29 protein-coding genes are annotated in these 26,678 nt (G+C 46.5%); 11 read left to right on the top strand and 18 right to left on the bottom strand.

Annotated elements, in window-relative coordinates:
- Positions 1 to 328: 328 nt before the first annotated feature.
- From CMM32_09355 to panB, 5 genes are all read right to left on the bottom strand, one after another.
- A complete protein-coding gene (locus CMM32_09355) occupies positions 329 to 1,066 on the bottom strand; it encodes a hypothetical protein (GenBank protein MBT07100.1) in 738 nt (245 codons plus the stop codon).
- A gap of 36 nt (positions 1,067 to 1,102) precedes the next feature.
- Complete coding sequence (locus CMM32_09350) at positions 1,103 to 2,299, bottom strand: pimeloyl-CoA dehydrogenase large subunit (GenBank protein MBT07099.1); 1,197 nt, start codon at positions 2,297 to 2,299, stop codon at positions 1,103 to 1,105.
- Positions 2,300 to 2,352: 53 nt separating this feature from the next.
- Positions 2,353 to 3,303, bottom strand: coding sequence for a hypothetical protein (locus CMM32_09345; GenBank protein MBT07098.1), 951 nt, complete (start codon positions 3,301 to 3,303; stop codon positions 2,353 to 2,355).
- An 8-nt stretch (positions 3,304 to 3,311) separates the two neighbouring features.
- Positions 3,312 to 4,445, bottom strand: a complete 1,134-nt coding sequence (locus CMM32_09340; GenBank protein ID MBT07097.1) for a mandelate racemase — start codon at positions 4,443 to 4,445, stop codon at positions 3,312 to 3,314.
- Positions 4,446 to 4,585: 140 nt separating this feature from the next.
- Complete coding sequence (gene panB, locus CMM32_09335; GenBank protein ID MBT07096.1) at positions 4,586 to 5,416, bottom strand: 3-methyl-2-oxobutanoate hydroxymethyltransferase; 831 nt, start codon at positions 5,414 to 5,416, stop codon at positions 4,586 to 4,588.
- Positions 5,417 to 5,656: 240 nt separating this feature from the next.
- On the opposite strand from panB, the gene CMM32_09330 reads away from it, so the two are divergent.
- From CMM32_09330 to CMM32_09290, 9 genes are all read left to right on the top strand, one after another.
- Positions 5,657 to 6,502, top strand: coding sequence for an ATP-binding protein (locus CMM32_09330; GenBank protein MBT07095.1), 846 nt, complete (start codon positions 5,657 to 5,659; stop codon positions 6,500 to 6,502).
- Positions 6,503 to 6,551: 49 nt separating this feature from the next.
- Entirely contained in the window at positions 6,552 to 7,727 is a 1,176-nt protein-coding gene (locus CMM32_09325; GenBank protein ID MBT07094.1) for a VWA domain-containing protein, read from the top strand.
- Positions 7,728 to 7,952: 225 nt separating this feature from the next.
- Positions 7,953 to 8,603 carry a hypothetical protein gene (locus tag CMM32_09320; GenBank protein ID MBT07093.1) on the top strand — a complete coding sequence of 217 codons (651 nt, stop codon included), beginning with the start codon at positions 7,953 to 7,955 and terminating at the stop codon, positions 8,601 to 8,603.
- A 33-nt stretch (positions 8,604 to 8,636) separates the two neighbouring features.
- Complete coding sequence (locus CMM32_09315; protein ID MBT07092.1) at positions 8,637 to 9,668, top strand: methyltransferase; 1,032 nt, start codon at positions 8,637 to 8,639, stop codon at positions 9,666 to 9,668.
- A gap of 136 nt (positions 9,669 to 9,804) precedes the next feature.
- The gene (locus CMM32_09310; GenBank protein MBT07091.1) at positions 9,805 to 10,440 is read left to right on the top strand and encodes a cobalamin-binding protein; all 636 of its coding nucleotides are present in this window, start codon (positions 9,805 to 9,807) and stop codon (positions 10,438 to 10,440) included.
- On the top strand, positions 10,424 to 10,795 hold the full coding sequence (locus tag CMM32_09305) for a hypothetical protein (GenBank protein MBT07090.1): 372 nt from the start codon (positions 10,424 to 10,426) through the stop codon (positions 10,793 to 10,795). The genes CMM32_09310 and CMM32_09305 overlap by 17 nt, the downstream gene beginning before the upstream one ends.
- Positions 10,792 to 12,438, top strand: coding sequence for a ferredoxin (locus CMM32_09300; protein ID MBT07089.1), 1,647 nt, complete (start codon positions 10,792 to 10,794; stop codon positions 12,436 to 12,438). The genes CMM32_09305 and CMM32_09300 overlap by 4 nt, the downstream gene beginning before the upstream one ends.
- 25 nt (positions 12,439 to 12,463) lie before the next feature.
- Positions 12,464 to 13,507 (top strand): hypothetical protein, encoded by a 1,044-nt coding sequence (locus tag CMM32_09295; GenBank protein ID MBT07088.1) that lies wholly within the window; start codon positions 12,464 to 12,466, stop codon positions 13,505 to 13,507.
- Positions 13,504 to 13,716 carry a DUF1289 domain-containing protein gene (locus CMM32_09290; GenBank protein ID MBT07087.1) on the top strand — a complete coding sequence of 71 codons (213 nt, stop codon included), beginning with the start codon at positions 13,504 to 13,506 and terminating at the stop codon, positions 13,714 to 13,716. The genes CMM32_09295 and CMM32_09290 overlap by 4 nt, the downstream gene beginning before the upstream one ends.
- A 7-nt stretch (positions 13,717 to 13,723) precedes the next feature.
- Here the strand turns inward: CMM32_09290 and CMM32_09285 are convergent, their stop codons facing one another.
- Entirely contained in the window at positions 13,724 to 14,386 is a 663-nt protein-coding gene (locus tag CMM32_09285) for an SAM-dependent methyltransferase (GenBank protein MBT07086.1), read from the bottom strand.
- A gap of 132 nt (positions 14,387 to 14,518) precedes the next feature.
- Here CMM32_09285 and CMM32_09280 point away from each other — a divergent pair, with 132 nt between their 5' ends.
- Both CMM32_09280 and CMM32_09275 read left to right on the top strand, forming a co-directional pair.
- Complete coding sequence (locus CMM32_09280; protein ID MBT07085.1) at positions 14,519 to 15,916, top strand: amidase; 1,398 nt, start codon at positions 14,519 to 14,521, stop codon at positions 15,914 to 15,916.
- A 13-nt stretch (positions 15,917 to 15,929) separates the two neighbouring features.
- Complete coding sequence (locus CMM32_09275) at positions 15,930 to 17,663, top strand: dihydroxy-acid dehydratase (GenBank protein MBT07084.1); 1,734 nt, start codon at positions 15,930 to 15,932, stop codon at positions 17,661 to 17,663.
- 41 nt (positions 17,664 to 17,704) lie between these two features.
- Here CMM32_09275 and CMM32_09270 read toward each other — a convergent pair whose 3' ends face one another.
- The 12 genes from CMM32_09270 to CMM32_09215 all read right to left on the bottom strand — a co-directional run.
- The gene (locus CMM32_09270; protein MBT07083.1) at positions 17,705 to 18,895 is read right to left on the bottom strand and encodes a fumarylacetoacetate hydrolase; all 1,191 of its coding nucleotides are present in this window, start codon (positions 18,893 to 18,895) and stop codon (positions 17,705 to 17,707) included.
- 66 nt (positions 18,896 to 18,961) lie between these two features.
- The gene (locus tag CMM32_09265; protein ID MBT07082.1) at positions 18,962 to 20,653 is read right to left on the bottom strand and encodes a Na(+)/H(+) antiporter subunit D; all 1,692 of its coding nucleotides are present in this window, start codon (positions 20,651 to 20,653) and stop codon (positions 18,962 to 18,964) included.
- A complete protein-coding gene (locus CMM32_09260; GenBank protein MBT07081.1) occupies positions 20,646 to 20,906 on the bottom strand; it encodes a hypothetical protein in 261 nt (86 codons plus the stop codon). The genes CMM32_09265 and CMM32_09260 overlap by 8 nt, the downstream gene beginning before the upstream one ends.
- A gap of 3 nt (positions 20,907 to 20,909) precedes the next feature.
- The gene (locus CMM32_09255; protein MBT07080.1) at positions 20,910 to 22,370 is read right to left on the bottom strand and encodes a cation:proton antiporter; all 1,461 of its coding nucleotides are present in this window, start codon (positions 22,368 to 22,370) and stop codon (positions 20,910 to 20,912) included.
- The gene (locus CMM32_09250) at positions 22,370 to 23,857 is read right to left on the bottom strand and encodes a cation:proton antiporter (protein ID MBT07079.1); all 1,488 of its coding nucleotides are present in this window, start codon (positions 23,855 to 23,857) and stop codon (positions 22,370 to 22,372) included. Before CMM32_09250 ends, CMM32_09255 begins: the two co-directional genes overlap by 1 nt.
- Positions 23,850 to 24,218 (bottom strand): Na+/H+ antiporter subunit C, encoded by a 369-nt coding sequence (locus CMM32_09245; protein MBT07078.1) that lies wholly within the window; start codon positions 24,216 to 24,218, stop codon positions 23,850 to 23,852. The genes CMM32_09250 and CMM32_09245 overlap by 8 nt, the downstream gene beginning before the upstream one ends.
- 4 nt (positions 24,219 to 24,222) lie before the next feature.
- A complete protein-coding gene (locus CMM32_09240; GenBank protein MBT07077.1) occupies positions 24,223 to 24,651 on the bottom strand; it encodes a cation:proton antiporter in 429 nt (142 codons plus the stop codon).
- Positions 24,648 to 25,181 (bottom strand): cation:proton antiporter, encoded by a 534-nt coding sequence (locus tag CMM32_09235; GenBank protein ID MBT07076.1) that lies wholly within the window; start codon positions 25,179 to 25,181, stop codon positions 24,648 to 24,650. The genes CMM32_09240 and CMM32_09235 overlap by 4 nt, the downstream gene beginning before the upstream one ends.
- Positions 25,178 to 25,525, bottom strand: a complete 348-nt coding sequence (locus CMM32_09230) for a hypothetical protein (GenBank protein ID MBT07075.1) — start codon at positions 25,523 to 25,525, stop codon at positions 25,178 to 25,180. The genes CMM32_09235 and CMM32_09230 overlap by 4 nt, the downstream gene beginning before the upstream one ends.
- Complete coding sequence (locus tag CMM32_09225; GenBank protein MBT07074.1) at positions 25,522 to 25,794, bottom strand: pH regulation protein F; 273 nt, start codon at positions 25,792 to 25,794, stop codon at positions 25,522 to 25,524. Before CMM32_09225 ends, CMM32_09230 begins: the two co-directional genes overlap by 4 nt.
- A gap of 5 nt (positions 25,795 to 25,799) precedes the next feature.
- Entirely contained in the window at positions 25,800 to 26,252 is a 453-nt protein-coding gene (locus CMM32_09220; GenBank protein MBT07073.1) for a hypothetical protein, read from the bottom strand.
- 136 nt (positions 26,253 to 26,388) lie between these two features.
- Positions 26,389 to 26,678 (bottom strand): L-histidine N(alpha)-methyltransferase (locus CMM32_09215; GenBank protein MBT07072.1); only part of this gene is annotated, 290 nt, incomplete at its 5' end.

Raw genomic sequence — 26,678 nt, 5'->3', positions numbered from 1 at the left:
GTTCTCTGCGCCCTTTCACAAGGAATGTACTGGTTCCTCGTACTACGCCGTGACATTGACGTAAAAAAGGGCGATGTTCATGGACTGAAAGGTTTACGGCTTGGAGCTGCGCCGGGGGTTGATGTGGGGCTTCGTCAATTGTTAATTGCTGCAGGTATCGATGCTGAAGCCGATAATATTAACATCGGCTTACCGCCGGGGGGTATTCCGGAAGGGAAGTCTTTTGGCGTCGTTGCTGCCCAATCATTAATAAACGGTGAAATAGATGGATTTTGGGCAAATGGGATGGGGGCTGAGGTTGCAATCACCAGTGGAATAGCTAAATGCATCATTGATGTACGGCGTGGCGATGGTCCACTGCAGTTTCGATTGCAGAGAAGCTGGCTCCCTCTTCTCCAATTAGGGCAGAGTTATCAACTTCTACCTCATCTAGGATAACTTCAGCAGCTTTGAGTCCGTCTATGGTCGGATAGGGCCTTTTCGTTATTCCCGACTGGGTCGAGTCTAGAAGAAATAGCGATATTCCTTTTTCATCTGTTTGTTCTCCCCCGGTTCTTGCCGAAACGAGAAAGTGGTCAGCAGATGCTCCATGGAACACAACAGCTTTATGCCCCGATATTTTGTAGCCCTGAGAAGTCTTGGAGGCCATCGTGATAACATCGGAGAGATTATAGCGTGCCTGTGGCTCAACATGGGCCAAGGTCAGTAGTTTTTCACCGGTGATTATGTTGGGTAAAATTTTGTCCTTGGTTTCCTTATTGCCGAGAGCCTCAATAAGTGACGCCGCTGTCACAATTACGTGGAGATAAGGTTCAACAACTAAGTTTCTTCCAAATGCTTCCATCAACACCATAGTTTCTACGGATCCACCACCTAATCCGCCACTATTTTCTGCGAAGGGCATAGCTAGCCACCCCAAATCAGCAAATGTCTTCCAGTTCTCACGGCTAAACCCGTCTTCCGTTTGTATCAGAGCGCGCCTTTTATCCAGGCTATACTCATCTTGCAAAAAACGATCTACGCTGTCTTTGAGTAAGGTCTGTTCTTCACTTAGTTTAAAATCCACTGTTCTACCCTTATTTGGAATTCCGTAATGCTAGGTCTATAGCCCGAGAACCATCTTTGAAATAATATTTTTTTGTATTTCGTTCGATCCTGCATAAATGGAAGATTTACGCCAATTAAAATATTCAGGAGCTAAGCTGGCGGCATAGTCAGGCCCAATGGGTTCTTCGTTCCAGCCCGGCTCACGCGAATCTGGGACATAGGGATTTGCGTAGTATCCTACAGCTTCCACCAGAAGCTCACTTATGGTTTGTTGCATCTCGCTCCCACGTATTTTTAGTAAATTAACCTCAGTCCCGGGGGCCTCGCCCTGGTTAGCAGCTGATACAGCTCTCAATTCAGTGTATTCCAGAGCTAAAAGGTCTATCTCTGCCCGAGATATTTTGTCTCTAAAGCGGACCTCTTCAATCAGTGGCTTCCCGTTTGTTTGCTCGGCCTTAGCTATTTCCTTTAACCGTCGAAGCTGCCTCTTTTGCGATCCTATTGCGGCTATTCCCGCTCGTTCATGCTTCAATAGGAACTTGGCGTATGTCCACCCTTTATTTTCTTCTCCCACTAAATTGGCGACCGGGACCTTAACATCTTGAAAAAACACTTGATTGACTTCGTGGCCGCCATCCATCGTAATTATAGGCCGTACCTGAATTCCTGGGTCGTGCATATCTATCAAGAGAAAGGATATTCCCTCTTGGTTTTTTGCTTCTGTATTAGTTCGGACCAAACAAAAAATCATGTCAGCCCAATGGGCACTTGTTGTCCAGATCTTGGATCCGTTTACGACATATTGTTCTCCATCCTTAACAGCTCGCGTTTTTAAGGATGCTAAGTCTGAACCAGACCCTGGTTCGGAGTAACCTTGGCACCAAATATCGTCGCCTGATAATATTCTCGGGAGGTATTTATTCTTCTGGGTATCATTCCCAAATTCCATGATGACAGGGCCAACCATATTTACGCCGAAAGGCAGTATTCTGGGTGTTCCCGCTAGGCCAATTTCTTCATCAAAAATATGGCACTGCAGAGCCGACCAAGCCGTTCCACCATGTTCCTCTGGCCAATTTGGAGCTGCCCACCCCTTCTCAAAAAGAATCTTGTGCCATTTCATGTAGTCATCTTTTGATAACTTCTGGTGGGCATCTATTTTGGCCTTAATCGTTGAAGGGATATGGTTTTTAAGGAATTCGCGTACCTCCAGTCGGAAAGCCACTTCGCTATCGTCAAAATCAAGATTCATTTTGGTTCTGCCTTAAATTTATTAAATGCTTAGTCTGTTTATTGAATTGGACGCTATCTTGGTATTTTCCCCAGCTCGTCAATGTAATCTTTGCATGCCATTGTGAGATTAAAGTCCGGGACAAATCCTGTTTCTATGCGTAATTTATTGCCGTTTACTAATGAGTAACTCTCCCCTGTGGCAATTGGGTGTATTTGAAATCCTGCCTGTGGCAAGATACTGCTGAGCTCTTTGGCAATGGAAAAAGGACTGCTAGGGAAAGCAGTCAAATTATAGATTGTATCTAATGATCCATTGTAATTCACTGCGTGAACGAAAGCCTTGGCTACATCTTTGACGTACATTAACTCTATGGGTTCTGTTGCAAGCTGCAGTTCCGTCGAAGCGCCTCCCACTGCAATTTCGAAAAGTTCTCTTATCTGGTTAGCAACACCATTATACCAGAGGCCGGGTCCAAATACCAAAGGCAGCCGAATGCCGGTTATGGCTAAGTCTTGATGGTCACGAAAGAAACCCGCTAAATCCTCCGCCAAAACTTTGGTTAAGCCGTAAAAGCTTTCGGGTTTTCTGGGCGAGGTTTCATCAGCGACTCCATTGGGATAGGTGGAAGCGGGTCCAAAAACAGCAAAGGTGCTGGCCCATATGACTTTGGGTGAAACTGGTAATTCAACGCATGCTGACAACAGGTGATGAAAGCCTTGAACATTGACTGATATAGCTGCGGCGCCATCAGAGGCGGCAGAAGCCAAAAGTCCGTTGCCAGTGCCACCAAACGCCGCCAGGCCGATTACGATATCTGGATGAACAGCACCTAAAGCGCTGGATACGGCTGATGCCTCCGCAATACTTCCCTTCAAAAACTTCATTTTTTTGAGGTCCTCGGTCGATAGACAAGGTTCTGTAGAGGGCCCAAAAACTGTGACATCGTGCCCGTCCGCGACAAAGGCTCGGGCCACATGTGCTCCAACGAATCCGCTTCCCCCCGTTATGAAAATTTTTGACATCTCTCTTCCTAATTCACTCTATACTTTTCAATTGCATCCCAATTTAATTCTATCCCGAGGCCCGGCCCTTTGGGTACCGGAAGGTGCCCATCAACTTGGCGGAGTGGTGAGGTTAAGATTTCATCTCGCAAAGCATTCCTGCCTCTGTCATACTCGAGCAGCAGTGGTTGGGGTATTGCATCCGAGTGTGGCCAGGGGGTCAATGACGCAGCGTAGTGTAGTGCGGCAGCTAATCCAACGGCGCTTCCCCAAACGTGGGGAGACATTCTAACATGAGCGAGTTTCGAGAGGGCAAAAATGTCTCTTCCAACCGATAGTCCGCCACACAAAGTTAGGTCCGGTTGCCAAAAATCCGCGCCTTTAATATCCATCAGCCGCTTGAAATCATGGGCCGTATACAAGGCTTCGCCAGTTGCTATAGGAATTGCTGAGCGACGATGTAAATACTCATATCCTTGAAGATCAGTTGGCGTCAACGGTTCTTCGTAGAAGTGAATTCCGTATGGTTGAATACGGTTCATGCTTTGGAGCGCCATGTCACTAGTGTAATTCCCATTGGCGTCGACCATAAGCAGAATGTCATCCCCCAATGCTTTTCGAGCTATTGCGACGCGTCTTTCGTCGTCCTCGGGGCTGTGGCCAATTTTAATTTTGGTTCCCGGGTATCCCTCGTCTCTTAGGGCCCTGAGTTGGTCCCCCAGTTGTTCTGCCGGGTTTAAGGCAAAATACCCATTCGAGGCGTATAAAGGTATTCGGTCTCGGTGTTGACCTCCTATTAGGCTGTGTGCCGGAAGGTCCTTATCTTTGCCGATTGCATCCCAGGCAGCAATATCGATTCCTGACAGGCAGGAAGTAACTGTATTTTGGTACCCAAGGTGGTAGCGTTGACTATAAATGTAGGGTGGCACTTGTCCATGGTCGTAGATGTTTCGTCCAACAAAATAAGGTCTTAAGGTTTCCAGTGCAGCTAGAACTAGGCTGCAGGGCCCCCATGCCTCGCCGATGCCCACAATTCCTGTATCTGTTTTGATTAAAATTAAGGTTGCATTACGAACGGAGGTCAAGCCCCGCGCCATTCCATAGGCCCGGTTTTCTCCCAAATTATGCTCGATTCCGATTGCATTTATATCGGTAATTTCCAAGAAGGCACCATAGCTATCGTTTTGTGTAGCTCCAGAGAGAGCTGATGTCGCATGGTCCTATTACTTTGGTCTATATGCAAGGGGCCAGTTTAATTTTCATTCGTCATCACGTTGTTGGTGCTATGGCAGCATCCCCATTTTCAGAGTACTTTCAGTCTATAATTGTACCTTCGGCTTGGGAATGATCGAGACCGAACTTCTCTGCAAAAGTCTTTGGCCGCTAGGCTCATCTGGGCGCCTAGATCCACGTATTGCTTTACAAAGCGGGGCTTAAAATCTCCAGAAAGGCCAAGCATATCATGAGTTACAAGGATTTGGCCATCGCAGGATTGGCCTGCCCCAATCCCGATGACTGGTGCTCTGGTGGATCGAGTAAGAATTGCGCCCGTTTCCTGCGGCATAGCCTCAGCTACTATTGCGAAGGCTCCAGCCTCCGAAATTGCAATGGCATCTGTTTTTAGGAGTTCGGTTTCACTTGCGGTTCGCCCTTGGGCTCGGAAGCCCCCCAGAGTGTTGATGTGCTGAGGGGTCAGGCCGATGTGTCCCATTACTGGCACACCTCTTTGTGCCAAATAGGCCACGGTTTTTGCCATTTCCTGCCCACCTTCTAATTTCACCGCCGAGCAACCGGTTTCTGCTAGAATGGTTGCTGCGTTTCGGTAGGCCAGTTCCACGGATTCTTGATAGCTGCCAAAAGGTAAGTCTACCACCACGCAGGCGTGCTTTGTCGCACATGTTACGGCAGATCCATGGCGGATCATCATTTCAACTGTCACTTTCAACGTGCTGTCATAACCGTATAAGACCATGCCTAGGGAATCGCCCACCAGGAGAAGGTCTACATGCTCATCGACGGCTCTGGCCATTGCCGCCGTGTAGGCTGTTAAGCACACAATGGGCTGTTTGCCCTTTTGGTCCTGTATCCCTTTCGGTGTAACCCGTATAATCCTATTTGATGCAGTCGCTGTCATGGTTCCATCCGGCCGTCTATAGCGTACCGATAGTAGTATCAACGGAGATAAACATCACTCGGTGTGCCCGCGTCAAGAGTTTGTTTCGTCCCTCCCTGAGTGTCTCGCCGAAGAGGGGAATATTGGGGATATTATAGACTTGTACCGACCTAAGGTTGTGATTGGATGGAATGGGTTGACGTGTCGGAGCAAGTGCCCGATTGTTGCAGGCTGCCAAAAACTAAATAGAGTGCGTATTTTATGAAATTTTCTGGAACAGATACATATGTAGCAACTGAAGATCTGATGGTCGCTGTAAATGCGGCTATTAGTTTGGAACGACCATTGTTGGTGAAGGGGGAACCGGGGACTGGGAAAACAATGTTAGCTGAGGAAGTCGCCAGGGCTTTAGACCGCCAACTTCTTAGGTGGCATATAAAATCAACGACGAAGGCTCAACAAGGATTGTATGAATATGACGCTGTTGCAAGGTTGCGGGATGGTCAGTTGGGCGAGGAGAGGGCGAGTTCGATATCGAATTACATTTCCAAGGGGATGTTGTGGCAGGCATTCGAGAGTGATGTCGCTCCTGTGCTGCTAATAGATGAAATTGATAAGGCTGATATAGAATTTCCAAATGATCTTTTGCTTGAGTTAGATCGTATGGAGTTTTTTGTTTACGAGACCAAAGAGCATATTAAGGCCAAAGTTCGTCCAATAGTACTTATTACATCTAACAATGAGAAGGACCTTCCGGATGCGTTTTTGAGGCGTTGCTTTTTCCATTACATACAATTCCCTGATCAAGATACCATGGCTAAGATCGTGGAGGTTCATTTTCCTGGTCTAAAAAAACAATTGTTGGGAAGAGCGCTCGAAGTATTTTACGAAATTAGGGATACCCCTGGACTCAAGAAACGTCCTTCCACATCTGAATTAATCGACTGGATGAAGCTTCTCTTGGTTGAAGATATAGATCCTGAAGTACTTAAAACAAAAGATACTAATAAGATTATACCTCCATTGCATGGCGCACTTTTGAAAAATGAGCAAGACGTCCACCTATTTGAGAGATTGGTGTTTTTGGCACGACGGCAGGGAGAATGATTTTGTGGTCAAAAATACCTATGTTGAGACATTAGCGAGTTGAACAAAGATGTTTACGGAATTTTTTGTTAAAGTCAGAGAGGCAAGGGTGCCTGCAACATTGCGTGAATACCTTACGTTATTGGAGGCGTTAGAGGTTGGTGATGCTCATATTAGCATTGATGAATTTTATTACCTTAGTCGCAGTGCCCTTGTTAAGGATGAGAGTCACTTTGACAAATTTGATCGGGTATTTGCTGAATACTTTAAGGGAGTTGAAGCCCTAGGAGAGGCCCTTTTTTCAGAAATCCCGGACGAGTGGTTGCGACGCGAATTAGAAAAGATTCTTAGTCCCGAAGATAGGGAAATGTTGGAAAAAATGGGCTGGGAAAAGCTGATGGAGACTTTAAGAGAGCGTTTGGCTGAGCAACAGGGTCGGCATCAAGGAGGAAGCAAGTGGATTGGTACCGGAGGAACCTCTCCTTTTGGGGCATATGGCGACCATCCTGAGGGTATACGTATCGGACAGAAAGAAGGGCGTCGCGGAAGTGCCGTAAAGGTATGGGATAAAAGAGAATATAAGAATTTTGACGACTCGGTAACGATCGGAACCCGGAATATCAAGGTGGCTTTAAGAAGGCTCCGCCAATTTGTGCGGGATGGGGCGAACACAGAATTTGATTTGGATGATACCATCCATGCGACAGCTGATAATGGAGGTTGGCTCGATGTAAGGATGCGACCCGAGAGAAAGAACAAAATAAAGGTTTTATTGTTAATGGATGTGGGCGGATCGATGAATGTCCATGTAAAGACCTGTGAGGAGCTATTTTCAGCAGCAAGAAGTGAGTTTAAGGATTTGGAGTACTTCTATTTTCACAATTGCGTATATGAAGGACTTTGGAAGGATAATCGTCGTAGGCACACAGAGCGAATGCCTACTTGGGATTTGATCCGTACATTCCCCTCGGATTATAAATTGATTTTTGTTGGTGATGCGAGCATGAGCCCATATGAGATTGCTTATCCAGGGGGAAGTGTTGAACACTGGAATGAGGAGGCGGGTGGTGTATGGCTAAACCGTCTGCTGCATGTGTATACGTCTGCCGTGTGGTTGAATCCTGAGACTGAAGCTAATTGGTCCTATTCTCAGTCGAACCAGATGATACAAGAGCTAATGGGTCCAAGAATGTACCCCCTTACACTGGGCGGACTTGAAGAAAGCATGAAATACTTGGCACGTTAGCAATTCTGTGTGATATTTTTGGCTTTGTTTGGAGCTTAAAATTGCCAAAATCGTCGTTTCTTTTGTTGGGCACGGCAGTGGTAGGCATTATGGTAGATGGGACTTTTCCCTGGTATCTTTGTGGCCAGATCCTAGTATATCTAACGTTGTCGTAGCTTCACTATAGGTCAGATGTTGTAGCGCTTCAGCGTTGACAGGTATTGTTTTGGAGGGAAGCAAGGGAAAATGGCACGGATATTAGATTTAGGGGAACGGGTAGAACTGACGGCAATTTATCCGCACTTTCATGACATTTCTATTGGATTGTACAAGCGCACAAATGGACGCGGTAATACTGAATTTCAGGTGCATAGCTATTCATCACAGGAAGGGGTAGACAATTGTTTGCGCCACGTAGCTGCCTCGATGATACTTTTGGGTGGAATGGAAGACGCTGATGGTAGTTTCACGGTTGGGTTTGGATGTGGCGGCTCTCATGTAAAGGCCTGCCGTAGGGTGTTTATAGAGGCATGCAAGGTGCCCCCCGGNGAGGCCTTGCAGGCAAAACCGCTAAGAATTTTTGATAAGAAAACGGAACGGAATATAAGTCTAGAAAAGTTGTCTGGCAGGGAGGCGTATAGAGTTACAGCTGATGGCCCCGAGGATGGCAGGGCTAGGAGGGTTTCGGCGGTTGCGGCGGGTTTGGCAAAGCTTGCTGATCTTCCTCGTGTGGACGGTGAGGAAGATCTTGTCGTGTTTCCTTGTTCTGGTGGCCATGACCCCCTTGTTGGATTATTATTGATACGGGCCTTAAATGTTCGCGCTNCTTTGCGGGAGCAGGATAGTGCGGCCGGACGTGGGGTGCTATCTGCTCCTAGTGCCCAACAACAGTCATAAAGCGGATCGGGGGGACCAGTGGTGAGTGAGCAAATTAAACCGATGACAAGTCGTGAACGGGTGTTGGCAGGACTTCGTCGGGAACCCGTAGATAGAACTCCCGTTTGCAATCCAACATCTGTGGCTACGGTTGAGCTAATGGATTTAGTGGACGCACATTTTCCAGAAGCAAACCGCAATCCTGAAATGATGGCGCGACTAGCAGCGACCGGTTATACAGAATTAGGTTTTGATAGCATTATGCCTGTTTTTTCTATCATCCAGGAGTCGTCAGCGCTCGGTTGCAAGATGCAGTGGGAACAGAAGGATAACTGGCCTACTGTTAGAATGCGAGAACCGATATGGAAAGACGTTGATGATGTGGTAATTCCNAGCGACTTTCTCACCCATCCTGATACCGCTTGTGTTATTGAATGCATAAAAATTCTTAAAAAAGAATATGGCGACGATGTTGCAATAATTGGAAAGACAATGGGCCCTTGGACTTTGGGGTATCACTGTTTTGGAGTTGAGCCGTTTTTATTAATGTCCTTAGATGATCCGGGGAAAACGAAACTTGCGCTTGAAAGAATGAAGGAAGCAACCATTCAGTTTGGCGTGGCACAAATAGAGGCGGGTGCTGACGCTCTGACAGTTCCCGATCATGCCACAGGAGATTTGGTTAGCGGAGAGTACTATGATCGCTACCTCAAAGACATGCATACAGAATTTGTNGATCTTCTTCCAGCGCCCTTAATTCTTCATATTTGTGGCCGTACAGTTGATCGTATGAATTCTATTGCGGAGACGGGCATGGCTGCATTTCATTTTGACTCTAAGAACAAACCGCAAGAATCTATGGACATTGTTGAAGATCGTATAAGTCTGGTGGGTAATATAAATAACCCAGAAACTTTATACGCTAAGGGCCCTGACGCGGTTCATGACGAAGTATGTGCTAATTTAGATGCAGGGGTTCACATGGTGGGGCCAGAGTGTGCTATTCCTCTCCAAACTTCTATTGAAAACTTAACTGCGATACCTAATGCAGTTAAGGAATGGCACACCAAAAGAGACTCATATTAATTCTTAGGTGGCATTTACGATGGCTGACTTAAAAGATATTTCAAACGAAAAAATTCGTCAAGAAATTGAAGAATTTGTCGAGAATCCTGAGGAAATAGAGCGCAATGTTGAAATTTTTTCTCGGGTTCGACCACTTATGCAAGAAATAGCAGCAGCTCTTATTGAAGGTGATGATGGAGTGGTCGACGCCTTAACCAAGCAAGCTCTCGAAGATAAGATTGACGCGTTGGAAATTATGGACGATGGGCTAATCGCTGCTATGGGAATAGTTGGCATTAAGTTTCGGGATAATTATATTTTTGTTCCGGAAGTATTGGCTTGTGCGAGGGCCATGAAGGCCGGTATGGCTTATATAGAGCCCATCTTATCAGCATCAGGTGTCGAACCCCTAGCAACTGTTATAATGGGAACGGTTAAAGGCGATCTCCACGATATTGGGAAAAACCTGTGTATCATGATGTTGAGGGGGGCTGGGTTCAACGTGGTTGATTTGGGTGTTGATACCTCTGACGATGAGTTCATNGATGCCGTCGAGGAACACAGTGCTCCTATTCTGGGTATGTCAGCCTTGTTGACAACTACCATGCCTAACATGGGAAAAACTATAGAAGCGTTCATAGATGCTGATATGCGGGATGATGTAAAGATTATGGTGGGTGGGGCCCCCGTAACGCAGGAATTTGCGGATGACATGGGGGCTGATGCCTACGGCAAGGATGCTTTGGACTGTGTCGCTGTTGCGAAGGGCTTTTTAAGTGTCCAAGCAGGATGATCTTCCCGAGAAGCAAACTTCCTTTGTTGATCCTAAGGCATATCAGGAGAGTTTAAGTCGCCTAAGCGAAATTTTTACGGGTATGGTCCAGCGCGCAGATGAAGTATCAAAATTCAGATGCCCATATCGTGATCGTAAAGACGTTTGCACAGCGAAGTTCAAATGCCGAAATCANAAGCCCGTTGGGAGCGAGGAAGGCCATACAACATGCGGACATGACGGGGTCTTTGACTACCGTCCCGCTTGGGAGAGCGACCCTAAAACTTACAGGCGGGCCAAAGATAAAATCTCAAAGACCCGCGAGCATGCGACAAGGGNGAGAGCTCTNCAAAGAAGAGGTTCCGAGAAGGCTTGAAAACGCAAGAAACCGATGCTCNAGAGAAAGAATCCCAGGTAGGCAAGACCCTTTTTGAACTGGGAGATGAACTTAACTTAAATATTCCGAGCTCGTGTGGGCGTAACGGTGAGTGCCACGAATGTGTTGTGGAAATTGCCAATGGNATTCAGGCCTTGAACGAGCGNAGTGACAGCGAGTCTTTTCTGAAGGAGCCATATCGCCTCGCCTGTCAGGCGAGAGTGGTGGTCGAGCAGCCATTGGTATTTTCCCCTCTACGGCGGCGACCTAAAATTTTGGCAGCCGGTAGGAAGAAAGATAACCTGCTATTGGAGCCGATGGTCACCAGGAGGGAGGATAGAGTTTATTATGGCGAGAAAGATATTGATCATTATAGGGGGCGTTTACTCGGCATAGCTGTCGATTTGGGGACGACCACGATAGTAGCGGAGTTAATTGATCTGGAGTCAGGACACAGTATCGAACGGGTTAGTTTCGAGAATCCCCAAAAATTTGGTGGAAGTGATGTGATGCATCGTATCTCATACGATGGGGGGCAACATCGAGGGGAACTAACAAAATCTCTTGTTACGATACTTAACCGAACAATTAGAAATTTTGCTCGAGCGCATAAAATTCCGCGACGTGCCATATACGAAATAGCGGTCGCTGGAAATAGTAGTATGAGAGATCTATTGTTTGGATTGGATGTGCAGGGGATCGGACAGAAGCCCTATAAGTCCTTGACAGAACTTGAATACAGAAAAGGCCTCAGACTGAGTACGGAATTATTTGAGAACGGCTGGCACCTCGGCATTAGGGCAAATAAAGAAACAATAATTTATGGAGTACCTTTGATTGCCAGTCATGTAGGTGGAGATACGGCTGCTTGTCTGACAGCCATTGATATTGGAGCTATATCTAGCGAAACCGTTATGCTTGTGGACGTGGGTACGAATACTGAGGTGGCGATCGGTAATTCGGATAATTTGGTGGTTGCATCATGTCCGGCGGGTCCGGCTTTTGAGGGTGGTTTAGTGAAGTATGGTATGCCGGGATATGAGGGGGCGATTGAGGCCATATCCATTGATGCAGAAACTGGTAACTTTGATTATCAGACCATTGGCAATGTCAGCCCCATTGGCCTTTGTGGATCCGGTCTCATCGACTTAGTTGCCGAACTGAGAAGACACGGCCGTATGACGGAAAAAGGAGTTTTCCAGCCAAATAAAAAGCAATCTGAGATAGTAGTGGTTCCCGAACACGCTATCACTTTCTCTAGAGCGGACGCCAGCGCCTTGGCTCAGGCTACTGCAGCGAATTATTGTGGTCAGTACATTGCTATGAGATATTTGGGCCTTCAGCCAACTGACATCTCGACGCTTTATCTGGCTGGTGGTTTTGCCAACTATGTAAATGTAGAAAACGCCATAGAAATAGGATTCCTTCCACCTGTGCCGAAGGAACGGATTGTAAAAGCCGGCAATGCCGCTATAGAAGGGGTTTGTGAACTTTTGTTATCCACTTCAAAGCGTAAAGCGTTGAAGCAAGTAATCGAGAAGGCCGACCATGTTGAGTTGGAGACTACTGAGGATTTTTTTGATATTTTTGTTGAGGGATGTCAGTTCACACCAATGCCCAAGTTGATTGGGCGAGGGCCTTGATTGTAGGGGGTTGAATAGAAAAGCTATGAAAAGCAAAGTGAGCGGTGGAGAAAGTTTTATCTCTATTGGGGAAAACGTTCATACCACAAGGGTTCTTCTTCGAAAGGGAAAGAGTATTGTCTCTCATGAAGGTAGAGAAAGTATTTCTTATAACGGGCTTGGTGGTGAGACTAGATATTTAGTTATCCCCGATAGTTTTAAGGAGAGACAAGAGTATAAACAAGGTCAGATTAAGCATGTAATGATTGCCACAACTATGGCAATGTTGGGCGAAGAATCTTCTGAGGCTGCTATCGATTATTTGCATACGTTGGTTAGAAAACAAGACAGCGCAAAGGCATCTTATCTTGATGTGAACGTTGATGAGATTTCCTACAAGCTAGAGGAGCAAAAAAAAGCAATGCGATGGCTTGTGGAAGCGTTGCAAAAAATAACCTCCACCCCTCTTTCCATAGATTCATCTAATATTGAGGTGATAGAAGTTGGCTTAGCCGCCTACAATAATGATATGCCAAGGCCACTTTTGAATTCGGCATCTCTTGAGCGGTTGGATGCGCTTGAGCTCGCTAAAGAATATGAGGCTTCTGTTGTNGTAACAGCAGCTGGGGATAGTGGCATGCCAGAGGNNGTGCAAGGGAGGGTGGCCAATGCATCTAAGATGGTNGAAAGTGCCCTTTCCAANGGATTTACACTTGATACTATCTTTATCGATCCGTTGGTATTCCCAGCATCCGTAGATAAGACCTTTGGATCCCATGCGCTCGATGCGGTGGCCGAATTACGGGGTAAGTATGGCCCAGAAATTCATATTACAGGTGGCATTAGTAATGTCTCCTTTGGTATCCCAGGGCGGAGATTAGTAAACGAGGTTTTTATGATACTAATGGTTGAGGCTGGTGCTGATGGAGGAATAATTGATCCCGTGCTAAGTAACCCNGCCGAAGTCTTTTCTATGGATAGGGNAAGTGATTCCTACCGTATGGCTGAGGATGTGATCCTTGGGCGCGATGAATTTTGTCAAAAGTATATTTCTGCGTGGCGAAGCGGCAATTTGGACGTTGCGAAATGAGTAATCCTGTTACTGGGGCAGGCAATGTGCTTACACCCTGTTTGGGGATCTGTCGTATCAACCGGGATACTCAGTTGTGTGAGGGTTGTTTCCGTTCTCCTGCAGAAGTAGCTGAATGGTTATTTTATCCGGATGAGAAAAAACGTTTAATCATGGATCAACTTCCTNAAAGGCGGCTACAGATTCAGGNGTTCACACAGGATAATTAGNGGNCNTTTAAAGCTTTACGGCTAGTAACAANCCATCGGCTATAGGTAGTACGCTTGTTGATANCCGNTGGTCATCCCGCAGTGACAGGGTAAAGNCACGGAGTGCAACAGTATCTTCATCGACAGCTGTTTTGTCGGCTACCCTCCCAGACCACAAAACATTATCTGCTATCAATAGACCNCCNGGNCGTAGCAANATCATGAGGGCCTCAAAGTATTCCTGATATTCGGTTTTATCAGCATCGATAAAAGCCATATCGAAACTATTGTGACGCCCTTCTGCAATGAGTTGATCCAAGGTCTCTAGTGCTGGGCCGATTCGAAGATCAATACGTTCTGATATGCCAGCTTTCTTCCAAAATTTACGGGCAATCTTAGTATTTTGGGGGTCGCTATCNAGGGCGAGAAGCTTTCCGTCTTTAGGAAGGGCNAGTGCTGTGCTAAGAGNGCTATAGCCGGTGTAAACGCCAACCTCNATGCAGTTTTTTGCTCCAAGCAATTTAATGAGGAGACCCATGAATTGGCCTTGTTCCGGGGGTATTTGCATCACGGNTCCAGGTAANAATGCCGTGGTTTCCCGGAGNTCNGACTGAACTGGGGTTTCCTTNAGGGAAGCCTNCAGCATATAGCTGTAGAGTTGTTCTGTTAATTGAATAGATTTCATGGAAATGGGATCTTTAGCATTAGTTGTTACAAAAACNAGTACCNTGNTTNTGGNATNATGGANNNNAANNNTNNAATGCNTNATGNTATCNTGATNNNGATNGNGAGACTAGGCTAGCANTTCGAGGGGGGGCNCAANTTGAGTAACGAGCTTATTTATAANTCNGCNAANGANTTATTGGNNTTNTTTNAGCGCAAAGAGGCCTCNCCCGTNGAGGNNATCANGGCNGTTNTNGAGCGNGTNGAGGAACGTGACAAGGATATCAACGCATTCATTCTTGTGGATGANGAGTCCGCTCTGGCTCAGGCGAGGGANTCGGAAGNGCGATGGAGTAACGGAANTCCAAAAGGCCTTTTAGATGGAGTTCCGATTTCGATAAAGGACATGTTTTTAACCAAAGGCTGGCCCACTCTTANGGGTTCATTAACAATCGATCCAAAGGGTCCGTGGGAAGAAGANGCNCCTTGTGTTGCAAGAGTNAGGGAACATGGTGCGGTGATTTTTGGAAAGACCACCATGCCAGAATTTGGATGGAAGGGCGTGGGTGATTGTGAACTTACCGGGATCACCCGCAATCCCTGGAATCTCGGTAAAACTCCTGGTGGATCATCTGGGGGCGCGTCGGCGGCGCTTGCTGCCCGTATGGGTCCTCTAGCCATTGGCGGTGACGGTGGTGGGTCCATCCGAATTCCTTCAAGTTTGACGGGTGTGTTTGGTATCAAGGCGAATTACGGACGGGTTCCGATGTANCCCGAGGGANCAATGCGTAATCTTACGCACGCAGGTCCCATGACNTTGACAGTTGAGGATGCGGCACTCCTCCTTACTGCAATTTCAGAGCCAGATTACCGGGATTGGACGAGATTGGTATACAACAACGAAGATTTTACAGATGGGTTGGATAAGGGAGTTGCAGGGCTCCGCATAGCGTATAGTCCTGACCTAGGCTATGCCGAGGTCGATCCCTCTGTACGGAAAGCTGTAGATGCAGCTGCCAAAGTATTTTCAGATCTGGGAGCTAACGTTGAGGAGAAGGCTCCTGGTTTTGAAAATCCTTTACCGATTTTCCAGACGCACTGGGGAGTTGGCGCGGCTGGTGCTTTAGGGTCCCTACCCGAAATAGAAAAGGCCAAACTNGAACCAGCACTAAGAGAGTTTGTCGAAAAGGGACGGGAAATTCCGTTGAGGGATTATACCGATGCCATGACCCGGAGAGCAGNACTTTGTGTCCATATGCGGCATTTCCACAGAGACTACGAACTTCTCCTGACGCCCGCTACGGCAGTGCCAGCATTTGATGTTGGAGCAATGTCTGGCCAGGTTTCAAACTTGAGAGATCGGGATTGGNCCCCGTTTTCCTATCCGTTTAATCTCACGCAACAACCTGCTTGCTCTATCCCCTGCGGTTTCACCGAAGCAGGATTGCCGATNGGCTTGCAGATCGTCTCCGACAGTTTTCGCGAGGATCTTGTTTTGAGGGCTGCCCGCGCATTTGAGATTGCGGCCGAGGTGAGCACCTTGCCTCCAGGTTATTAATAGGAAGGGATAAATGGTAAATACTAAGGATACGAGGGGTCTAAGGCGAGGTCTCACCCATTATGGCGATAGAGGGTTTTCNTTGTTTCTCAGGAAAAGCTTTGCCATGTCTATGGGTTATAGTGAAGCAGATTTTGATAGGCCAATTATTGGGATCGCCAATACCAGTAGCGGGTTTAATAATTGTCATCGCTCTGTCCCAGATTTGGTTGANGCGGTCAAACGGGGNGTTATGTATGCTGGCGGTCTTCCAGTAGATTTTCCCACGATATCTCTAGGGGAACCATACCTCAATCCCACAAGCATGCTATTCCGTAATCTNATGGCGATGGATACAGAAGAAATGATCCGAGCCCAGCCCATTGATGCGGTTGTCCTAATTGGCGGTTGTGACAAAACTATTCCTGCCCAATTGATGGCTGCGGCTAGCGCAAACATTCCGGCTATATCTCTAGCGGTAGGCCCAATGTTGACGGGAAGTTGGCGTGGTGAACGCCTTGGCGCCTGTACGGACTGCCGGAGGCAGTGGGGCAGGTACCGGGCTGGCGAATTGGATGACCAGGAGATCATCGATGTTGGTCAGCAGCTATCNACTACGGCTGGTACGTGCATGGTTATGGGGACCGCTAGTACCATGGCTTTAATGACTGAGGCGTTAGGAATGATGCTGCCGGGAAGTGCCACCATTCCAGCTGTTCATGCAGAGCGCTTGCGTATCGCTGAAGCCACTGGTGAACGGGCTGTGGAGCTAATTGAAGAAAATTTAATTCCAAGTTCAATAATCAACGAATTTTCTCTCTCCAATGCATTTCGCGTTATGTTGGCTGTCGGAGGTTCTACCAATGCGCTTATCCATATGACAGCTGTGGCTGGACGGCTGGGCATCAAAGTGGATTTGCAAAAACTCGACGATATGAGCCGAAATACTCCCCTGATAGTTGACTTAAAACCATCAGGGGAAAATTATATGGAGGATCTGTTTCGGGCAGGGGGTTTGGGTCCAATTCTCAGGGAACTCAGACCTCTTCTTCATTTGGATTGCATGACCATTTCTGGTCAAACTTTAGGTGATCACATTCCGAATTCGGTGTCTTGGGCTCAGGAAGTAGTTAAACCTATAGATGCGCCGCTGAAGGAGGAGGGGGGCATAGTTGTCCTCCAAGGCAACCTGGCGCCTGGTACAGCTATAATAAAGCATTCAGCAGCGACCCCCGAACTTCTCCAACATGAAGGAAGGGCAGTTGTTTTTGAAAACTTGGAGGATCTCGCGGAAAGAATTGATGATCCTAATTTGGACGTAAAAGAAGATGATGTGTTGGTGTTGCGCAATGCGGGTCCGAAGGGCGCGCCAGGGATGCCAGAATCAGGGTATATTCCGATCCCAAAAAAGTTAGCGGAAGCCGGGGTTAAAGACATGGTTCGCATATCGGATGCCCGTATGAGTGGGACAGCATTTGGAACCATAGTCCTTCATGTTTGTCCAGAATCTTATGTCGGTGGGCCCCTTTCCCTGGTCCAGAACGGAGATAGAATCGTCTTAGATGTTAAGGGCCGTCGTCTTGATTTGGCGGTTGACGAGGAGATCTTAGCGCAACGTCGGAGCGATTGGGTAGCTCCGAGCCCCCCTCTTAGATCCGAGCGAGGTTATCTTCGGTTGCACTTGGAGCAAGTGGAGCAAGCCAGTGAGGGGTGCGATCTTAAGATACTGAAAGGGTCTTCCACTGGGGTGGTTACCCCGGTCTTATGATACACTTTACGGGCAAGACTATTTTTTGAGCCCTTACGGGTTTACAGCAAGTTTCTAGCGACTAGGTTTCGGGCTAGGGCGGAGGCGCCAAAACTCCATGGCGGAATTTCATCGCAGTAGTTGACGCGGTTGATCAGTGCTCCCAGAGGGGGGCAGAAAATGCTTACCGCATCACCAATATGATGAGTAAACCCCTGCCCTGGTTCTCCCCTGTCTTCAGTAGGGGCAAACATGGTTCCTGTCATTAGGGCAAAGCCATCAGGGTATTGATGATTACTATTTATAGTTTGAGCCACCAAATCTTCAGGCTGTCGGCTCATCAAACTAATATTGGATGTTCCTATAAGTGAGAAGTTATCATCGCCTTCAACTGCTAAGCTTACTTCTTGGCCCTTCAAGTCTTGGAGGGAAAATGTATCGTCAAAAAGGCGAATGAAAGGGCCAATCGCACAGGATCCGTTGTTGTCCTTTGCCCGGTTTAAGAGTAGCGCGCTACGGCCTTCCATATCTCTCAAATTAACATCGTTGCCGAGGGTTGCGCCCACAATATTGCCGTCCGCATTCACTATAAGAACTGCTTCGGGTTCAGGGTTATTCCAGGTAGAACTTTTCAAGATGCCGATTTCCGCACCCACTCCCACGGCTGACATGGGTTGGGATTTCGAGAATACTTCAGCATCTGGGCCGATACCAACTTCAAGATATGGAGACCAAAGGCCTCGATCTACCAGAGATTTTTTTAGGCGCTCGGCTTCTTCCGAGCCCGGGCGGATGCCGTTCAGATTCGAGCCAACTTCTTTTCCAATTGTTTCGCGCACAGTCTTCGCTTCTTCTATATCTCCCTTTGCAAACTCCTCTATTAGTCTCTCAAGAAGGCTATCTAAAAAGGTGACGCCGCAAGCCTTGATGCTTTGCAGGTCTATGGGGGCAAGAAAGAATGCTTTTTCCGGGTCTCGCTGATCCGGGCCAGTATTAGCTAAAATTTCCTCAATTCCACCAATGCGGATCGCCCCATCGGCATTTGCTGCTGCCAACACAGGGTTTTTGGTATTCATTAATTCGGAAGATGTCGGATACGATCGAGTAATATCGTATACGCCGTGCTCTGCTAGTACGACTACGGATGGTCCACCCGGTGTCTTGTCTGTTTCTGGAGACCAAACGCGGCCTACCAGCATCCCAGTGAATACATCTTCTGGCAAAATATCTTCTGGCAAAAAAGAAAATTCCATTGCATGGTTCCTAACTTGGGAGCGAGCTGCGAAACTCGTCAACTATATGTGATAAAGCGTAGTTTCTTAAGAGAAAAAGAGTATTGCTAGTAAAATAGCTAAAATAGCAAGCATCCAGTTTGTGCCAGTGCTTGTTGACCAGGTTCTTGCCATAACGCCATTAGGGGCTGAAAGTACTTTGGTTTGTTTCACAATTATATTTTGGATATTGTGAAGTGACGTAACAAAAATATCCCACAAAGCCTCAAGTAGACGTTGTAAAATCCGAAAGAAATTCATCCCTATTTTCCTATAAATCCAGTCCACGTCAAGATTTACCGATTTCAATTCGGGGGGATACAGCCCGCTTACCATAAGTAACGCGAAGGCTAATGCAGAGAAAAAGAGGAGCTGAGTTTGACTTATGACATGGCTCCAGGTGTAGGGTTGGTAGTCTGCCTCCCACGGAAGGATCGAGTATAAGGCCCACGGATAAACCCCATTAAAAATACAAATTCCGGCAGCTATCCCCATTGCCATTATCATATTCAGGGGAGGTTCGCGGGTTCTGATGCCCGAGTCATGAGCGAAAAAGGCAAAGAAAGGTATTTTTATTCCTGCGTGATGAAAAACTCCTGCCGATGCAAAAAGAAGTAAGAGGAATACGATTGTATGACCCTCCTGAGCGGCAGCAGTCATGACCATAGATTTTGATACAAAGCCAGAGAAAAGAGGAAATGCGGAAATGGACGCAGCTCCAATAATACAAAGAGTAGTGGTTATGGGCATGGACTTATATAGTCCTCCCAAATCTGTCCCGTTAATTTTCCCGGTCATGTGGAGAACGGCACCCATTGACATGAACAGCAGTCCTTTAAAAATAACATCATTAAATGCGTGACTTACTGCTCCATTTAAGGCCAATTCGGTGCCGAGTCCAATTCCGACGACCATAAAGCCAATTTGGTTAATCATGCTGTAGCTCAATACTCGACGAAGGTCGTTTTCTATAACCGCATAAAATATAGGAAACATAGCCATGCAAGTGCCGATATAAATTAAGACGTCGGCACCCTCAAACCCTCTAGCAAGAGAATAGACAGCTAGTTTTGTGGTAAATGCGCTCATGAATACGGTGCCGGTTGGAGTTGACTGGGGATAGGAGTCCACCAACCAGCCATGCAATAATGGGAAGGCGCATTTAATTCCAAATGCCAGGAATATGAGTTTGCCGCCAAAACTATTGAGGCCAATGCTGTTAAAAGAAGTGGATCCTGTTTCCCAATAAAAAACTATTGTGCCAGAGAGGAGAAGAACTCCTGAGAGCACTTGAACGATTAGATATCGTAGGCCAGCTGCGTTTGATTGTGGGCTGCGCCTCGCCCATATAAGGAAACTCGAAGCCACTGCCATAATTTCCCAGAAAATAAAAAGAGAAATAAGATCTCCTGCCAATGTGGCGCCAACTGCCCCGCCAGCATATAAAAGGGCCGAGATATTTTGAATAGGATCACGGACGTGAACGGCAAAAAGTGCTGCTATAACGGCAGCAATATGGAAAAGAAGGCAAAATAAGTAGCCTAAGGTATCAACCCGGCCCAGTGTTAGTTTGTAGTCCAATATGGCTACCTCCCAGTAAACTCCCTGGGATATGGAAAGAAAATTTAACAGGGCGACAATAGTTATTATAAACGAGGACCACCCTTGCCACCTTTGGGGAAGAAGGAAAATAAGAGCCGCGCCAGCCACAAAGATAAAAAATGGAGGAAGGCTAAGCATTGTCGTTATCCTCGTAGTAGCCTTCAGGGCGGCCAACAAGACGCCGCATTTCTTTGGCTACTAGTACCAGGATAACGCAAGCGACGAATCCATAAATGCCGAAGAAGCCAAACGATTCCTCAAGCTTAATTATCGCATGTTTATGATAAAAAAGGTCTGTAAGTAGGAGTGCGGCACACAAAATATACAGGGTCAGTAATAGTTTTTGTACATTCGCAGATTTGTCTAGCCAATATTTTTTCTGGTTTCCCATAACTTAATTTCCAAAAAGTTGATTTAGTAAATGGAAAATAGGATCCGGGTAAACAAACAGTACCAAGCATCCAGCGCTCGTGAATAAAAGGGGAGCCAAACAAGCCCAAGGGGCTTCACCATATTTATCAAAATCTGATGGATGTTGCCCAGGAAAAAAGGCGTTGACCACTATTGGGACTAAATAGGCAATGTTTAGCAGGCTGCTCAGCATTAAAACTCCAACTAAAATCATCTTATCTGCCTCTACTGCTCCGAGAGCCAAGAACCATTTGCTCCAGGTGCCGCCCAAGGGGGGTAGGCCAATAACACTTAAACTACCAATAAAAAACGCAAGCATCGTAATGGGCATGGCACGTCCTATGCCGCGCATCTCACTTATGTTTGTTTTGTGGGTTGCGGTGATAATNGCCCCAGCGCAGAAAAACAATGTGATTTTACCGAAGGCGTGGGTGACAAGGTGCAANCCGCCGCCAGTTATGCTTGCTGTTGTGGCAAGTGCTGCTCCAAGTANGATATACGAGAGCTGACTAATAGTGGAGTATGCTAGACGAGCCTTTAGGTTATCTTTTGTCATGGCAATTAACGATGATGCCAAAATGGTAAACGCAGCCAGCCAGAGCAGCCAATCGCCGGTGTGACCCAGTTGTATTGCATCTAATCCGAAAATATATATTACGATTTTAAGCACCACAAAGACCCCGCCTTTCACAACGGCGACAGCGTGAAGTAACGCTGAGACAGGAGTGGGGGCAACCATGGCCGCGGGGAGCCATCGATGAAACGGCATCAGGGCGGCCTTACCTACACCAAGAATGAAGAGAGCAAAAAGTAACATAATTAGGCCGGGGGCAGCATGGCCCAAGAGAATGCCGCCTTCCTGAAAGTCAGTCGTACCTGTTGTCAGGTAGGTAAGAATGATTGCGGGCAGTTGAAAACCAACAGAAGTACCGATTAATAATCCTAGGTATACACGTCCGGCACGTTTTGCTTCAGGTGTTCCGCTATGCGTGACTAAGGGGTAAGTGCTAAGAGTTAGGATTTCATAGAACAAGAACATGGTTACCAAGTTTGCAGAAAAGGCGAGGCCCATCACGCTCATGATCGCTAAGGCAAAACACATATAGTAACGGGTCTGTGCAGGTTCTTTATGTGCTCTCATGTATCCTATCGAATAAACCGAATTTGGTATCCACAGACACGATGCAACTAGGGCAAAAATCATACCCAAGGGCTCTGCACGGAAAGCTATAGAAATATTTGGTAGTAGAGAAAAAAGTTCTATCGTGGGCCTTTCTCCCTTGAGAACTGATCCGGCTAGAATTAGGACACATATAAAAAGGGCTGTTGCAGTTACTAGTGTGACCGATTCCCTTAAATTAGGACGTTTGCCGGTTAGGCCAACTAGTGTGGCGCCGATAAAAGGTATTAATAATAATAGTATTAGCGTCATGTCGGTATTCATTAGATAAGGCCAAGTAAGGATTGCGCAGCAAACTGTGCCATCCCGATTGTTAAATCAGTGGCAAGACCAAACACAATACACAGTCCGGAAAGGGTCCAGATGGTGACTAATGTAGGCCAAGGGGCCTCTTTTATTCGTGAAACAGGTTCTCCAGGCTTCTCAAAATAGGCTACTTCGACTATGCGCCACATGTAGATAACTGATAGTAGGGAGCCGCCGATAATACTGGCAGCTCCAAAAAGACCTAGGAATCCCGGGGTCTCCAAGACAGCAAGCAACAAGTACCATTTGCTGATAAAGCCAACNGTCCCTGGAATCCCAATCAGGCTAAGCGTTGCAANAATAAAGGCNGCCANAGTTAGTGGCATTTGCTTAGCGATACCGGACAGCCGACGCAAAGATACATCACCAGTTTTTAATGCGACTGCACCTATAGCGGCAAATAGGGCCGCCTTCATTAGTCCATGGTTAAATAGGTGGACGATTGCGCCTATTAAGCCTTGTTGAGAAGTCAATGCGATGCCAATCATGATATACCCAATTTGGGCAATACTTGAGTAGGCCAACAGTCTACGAACATCTGTTTGGTAGATGGCAACAATAGAGGCTACAAGAACCCCCGAAAAAGCCAAAGCAAGAATGACAGCATTAATGCTGAGGAGCTGGGTATTTTGGGGAGTTTGGAAGACCGTAAATATAAACCGTAATAATAAATAGATCCCGACCTTTGTCCCTGTAGCTGCAAAAAGCGCGGATATTAAAGACGGGGCAAAGGTATAAGAGTTAGGTAGCCATAGGTGCAAAGGAAATAGAGCTAACTTTAAGCCTAACCCAACCACAATAAAACAAAATGCCACATAAAACACCGAGCTTGAATAATGTTGGGGGAGCCGTGTTGACAAATCTGCCATGTTGAGGGTGCCCGTTAACATGTACAGGAGTCCCACGCCGATTACGAAGAAGGTTGCCCCAATAGTTCCGAGAGTTAGGTACTGAAAAGCCGCGTACAGGGCATTTCTCTTTTTTCCTAATGCAACCAGTACATAGGCGGATAATGAAGAAATCTCCATGAAGACGAATGCATTAAATGCATCTCCCGTTATGGCCATGCCTAATAGACCGGTGAACGTCAAAAGATACATGGTGTAAAACAGACGATGTTGATCAGCTGAAATTTCTTTGGCCACNAGGTTGTATGCNAAAGGCATTAGGATTGATGCGACGCCCGAGACTAAAACAAGAATCAAAGCNGANAGNTGATCAACTTTGTACTCTATACCCCATGGGGCCAGCCAGCCTCCCATCACGTAACTGATGGTCCCACAACACAAGACTTCATGGAGTAAGGCGATGGAAATAACGAATGCCGTCCATGTAACAAATGTGCTGATTAGCCATCCAAGCATTCGGCGGCCGAAAATAGCACAAATCGGAGCTCCAATGAGAGGTACCACTACCTGAAGTGCAGCAATATTTAGGCTAAGCATCTTTCGGGTTCTCTTGGTCTAGGTCCAATTGACGTATTTGGTCGTCTTCAATAGTGCCATAAGTTTCTTGAATGCGAACAACTAACGCGAGACCCACTGACAAGGTTGCAACTCCGACGACAATGGCTGTAAGAATTAAAACATGAGGCAGGGGATTGGAAAAGGATGAGTCACCTTCAAAATGAATAGGCGCTGTTCCGCCAGATATTTTTCCCATCGAAATATAGAGCAGAAACACAGATGATTGAAAAACGTTGAGCCCTATTAGCTTTTTTATTAAGTTTCCCTGCCCAACTATTATGTACAGGCCAATCATAGCTATGAAAATCGCTACGGTAAAATTGAAGTTAGTCACCAACATTGTGCTAACCCCCATCTCTTGTGGCGCGTTCAGTGAATATTTGGTAGACGGCGATGACAACAGAAGCCACNGTGATGCCGACGCCCAATTCAATTAATAGTATACCGTAATGGTGGCCATGTTTTTCAGAGTGTGCCAGGTGGGCGTAATCAAGAAACAGGCCGCCCAAAAACATAGTTAAATAGCCAACGCTAGTGTATAAGAGCACTCCAAAAGCCATAAGGATGATTGCGGTCGATAGGGGAACCACTCTTTTAAGTTCATCAAGCCCAAAAACCAGTCCATATAGTATAAACCCGGCAGCAAAGATAACGCCTGCCTGAAAGCCTCCTCCAGGGCTGTAGTCCCCGTGCGCTTGAACATACAGCCCAAATAGGAGGATAAGCGGTATCAGGAACTTTGAGGCAATTCGGAGTATTACATTCTCGCTCATTGTTTCTTTGTCCTACGGCGCGCCAAAAGTAACAGAACTCCTATACCTGCGGTAAAAATCACGGTGACCTCCCCNAGGGTGTCGAANCCACGATAATCTGCNAATACGGAGGTGACTACATTTGGAATTCCAATAATTTCGGGTGTTTCTTGAATATATTGGGGNGCGACATGATGGTGAATTGGGTTTTGGGGATTGCCAAAGANCGGCATTGTGGGCACTGAATAAAGTAATAGAGCTCCCGTTAGTAGCGCCAAAATAATGGCGGGTATCCGCCATTCATATTTAGCCGCTTTTTGGTTCTTTATAAGAGCCAAAGTTGCTAGCAGCAGTACTGTACTGATCCCAGCTCCTACGGATGCCTCTGTGAACGCCACATCTACTGCATCAAGTTGCGTAAAAATCGCTGCCATTAATAGACTATAAACTCCTGCGATTATTATTACTGCGAGAAGATCTCGCAAGAACATCACCCCAATGGCAGTTACCAAGAGAAGGGATAGAAGACTAAAATTTATTAGTGTTTCTATGGGAGTTCCTCCTTACTTTGGGAGGTTCGATTGTCCTCTTCAGCCCGCCACGGTCTGAGGCCACTTGTCAANGCCGCTTTGGCCACGACNTGGCTTGAGACTGGACTGGTAAAGAACAGGAATAANAGAATAAAAATTAGTTTTACTGCATTCAATGTCCAGCCGGACTCAATGACAAGCCCTATCAAAATTAGTCCTGCGCCAAGGGTGTCAATCAGTCCGGCTGCATGCAGTCTGGTAAAGAAATCTGGGAATCGTATAAGTCCGATGCACCCGATAAAAAGAAATATGATCCCGCTTCCTAACAGAACGATGCTAGCAATGTTTTCTAGTCCGCTTATCATTCTGCTCCCTCCTTGGCATCAGATTCCTTTCCGAACGTGACGTATCGCAGAATGGCTATTACTCCCACAAAATTGATCAACGAGTAAACTAGGGCTAAATCCAGAAAATCNGGCCTATCAAAAAGAANCCCTATTAAAGCCAAAAANAGNACAGTTTTGGTTCCAAAGCTGTTGGCTGCTAAAAGCCGGTCAAAAACGGTCGGTCCAAGCAATAGCCTGGCCAGAGTAAGACACATACAAAGCAATATGGCGGCCATNGCGGCCGGCATNATGNTCATCTTTGGGNNCTTTCCAAGGCACGGATNCGTTGGGCCATTTTCCCTGACCTNAGTTCTTGCTCAGACTCAGAAGTTAGNGAATGAACCTCAATAGTTTTNCNCNCTATTTCCGTNGTGACTGTGCCGGGAGTAAGGGTTATTGAATTNCCGTANATNACNCGACCCAAATCAGATTGCAGAGGAAGCTCGAGCTCAATTATNCGGGGAGAAATAGGNAGGCTTGGCGTCAGAATNCNCCGTGCTACNTCTANATTTGATTTCATAATTTGCCAAAGTAGCCATAGCCAATATGCGGGTAATTTGTGCATTAGCCCAAAGGGCCAGCTCTCTTCATCCATCAGTTTCATAGTTCTTGTTAGAAATAAAACGAAGATGCTCGAAATTACCCCAAATAGCACAGGGAGAAAGTCGAGGTGGCCTGACCAAAGAAGCCAGGTCGCTATAATCATTACAAAAAATGTGAAGTGTCGGATCACCACATTACCTCAAATTAAAACTCAATGAACAAGTGGGTTGGTTGAGTATGCCTTAAGGTTTGTCTCTCGCCAACGGCCGAAACTAATATTTTCCAGAACTTCATCTGGCTCAAGCACAGGTGGCCAGAGCAAGCGAAAAATAGTCATCTGTTGAAGAAAACGTGTGGACCACATTAAAGTTAGCTTGGGATAGGAGATCGTTCATTGTCTCGATGTTAAACTTTCTACTTATTTCAGTTTGAATTACTTCATCTACGTGTATCTCAAAATCTGCTGATAATTTTTCTAGTCTAACCTTTTGGTTGGATTTTGCTATGAGCCGCATCACTATTTGCTGTTTATCCCTCTCATATAGTGCGGAGTGCTCAAACTCATCAACTACGAAATTTCCTTTTAGTC

Source organism: Rhodospirillaceae bacterium, assembly GCA_002728255.1.
Lineage (GTDB): Bacteria > Pseudomonadota > Alphaproteobacteria > UBA7887 > UBA7887.
Note: the sequence above shows the minus strand (reverse complement) of the source record. Positions and strands in the feature narration are given on the sequence as shown.

What these genes read in the sequence shown, in the direction of transcription:
- CMM32_09350 (MBT07099.1), bottom strand. Translation starts at nt 2,299, where the DNA reads ATGAATCTTGATTTTGACGATAGCGAAGTGGCTTTCCGACTGGAGGTA.
- CMM32_09345 (MBT07098.1), bottom strand. Translation starts at nt 3,303, where the DNA reads ATGTCAAAAATTTTCATAACGGGGGGAAGCGGATTCGTTGGAGCACAT.
- panB (MBT07096.1), bottom strand. Translation starts at nt 5,416, where the DNA reads ATGACAGCGACTGCATCAAATAGGATTATACGGGTTACACCGAAAGGG.
- CMM32_09330 (MBT07095.1), top strand. Translation starts at nt 5,657, where the DNA reads ATGAAATTTTCTGGAACAGATACATATGTAGCAACTGAAGATCTGATG.
- CMM32_09325 (MBT07094.1), top strand. Translation starts at nt 6,552, where the DNA reads ATGTTTACGGAATTTTTTGTTAAAGTCAGAGAGGCAAGGGTGCCTGCA.
- CMM32_09270 (MBT07083.1), bottom strand. Translation starts at nt 18,895, where the DNA reads ATGGAATTTTCTTTTTTGCCAGAAGATATTTTGCCAGAAGATGTATTC.
- CMM32_09265 (MBT07082.1), bottom strand. Translation starts at nt 20,653, where the DNA reads ATGCTTAGCCTTCCTCCATTTTTTATCTTTGTGGCTGGCGCGGCTCTT.
- CMM32_09260 (MBT07081.1), bottom strand. Translation starts at nt 20,906, where the DNA reads ATGGGAAACCAGAAAAAATATTGGCTAGACAAATCTGCGAATGTACAA.
- CMM32_09245 (MBT07078.1), bottom strand. Translation starts at nt 24,218, where the DNA reads ATGTTGGTGACTAACTTCAATTTTACCGTAGCGATTTTCATAGCTATG.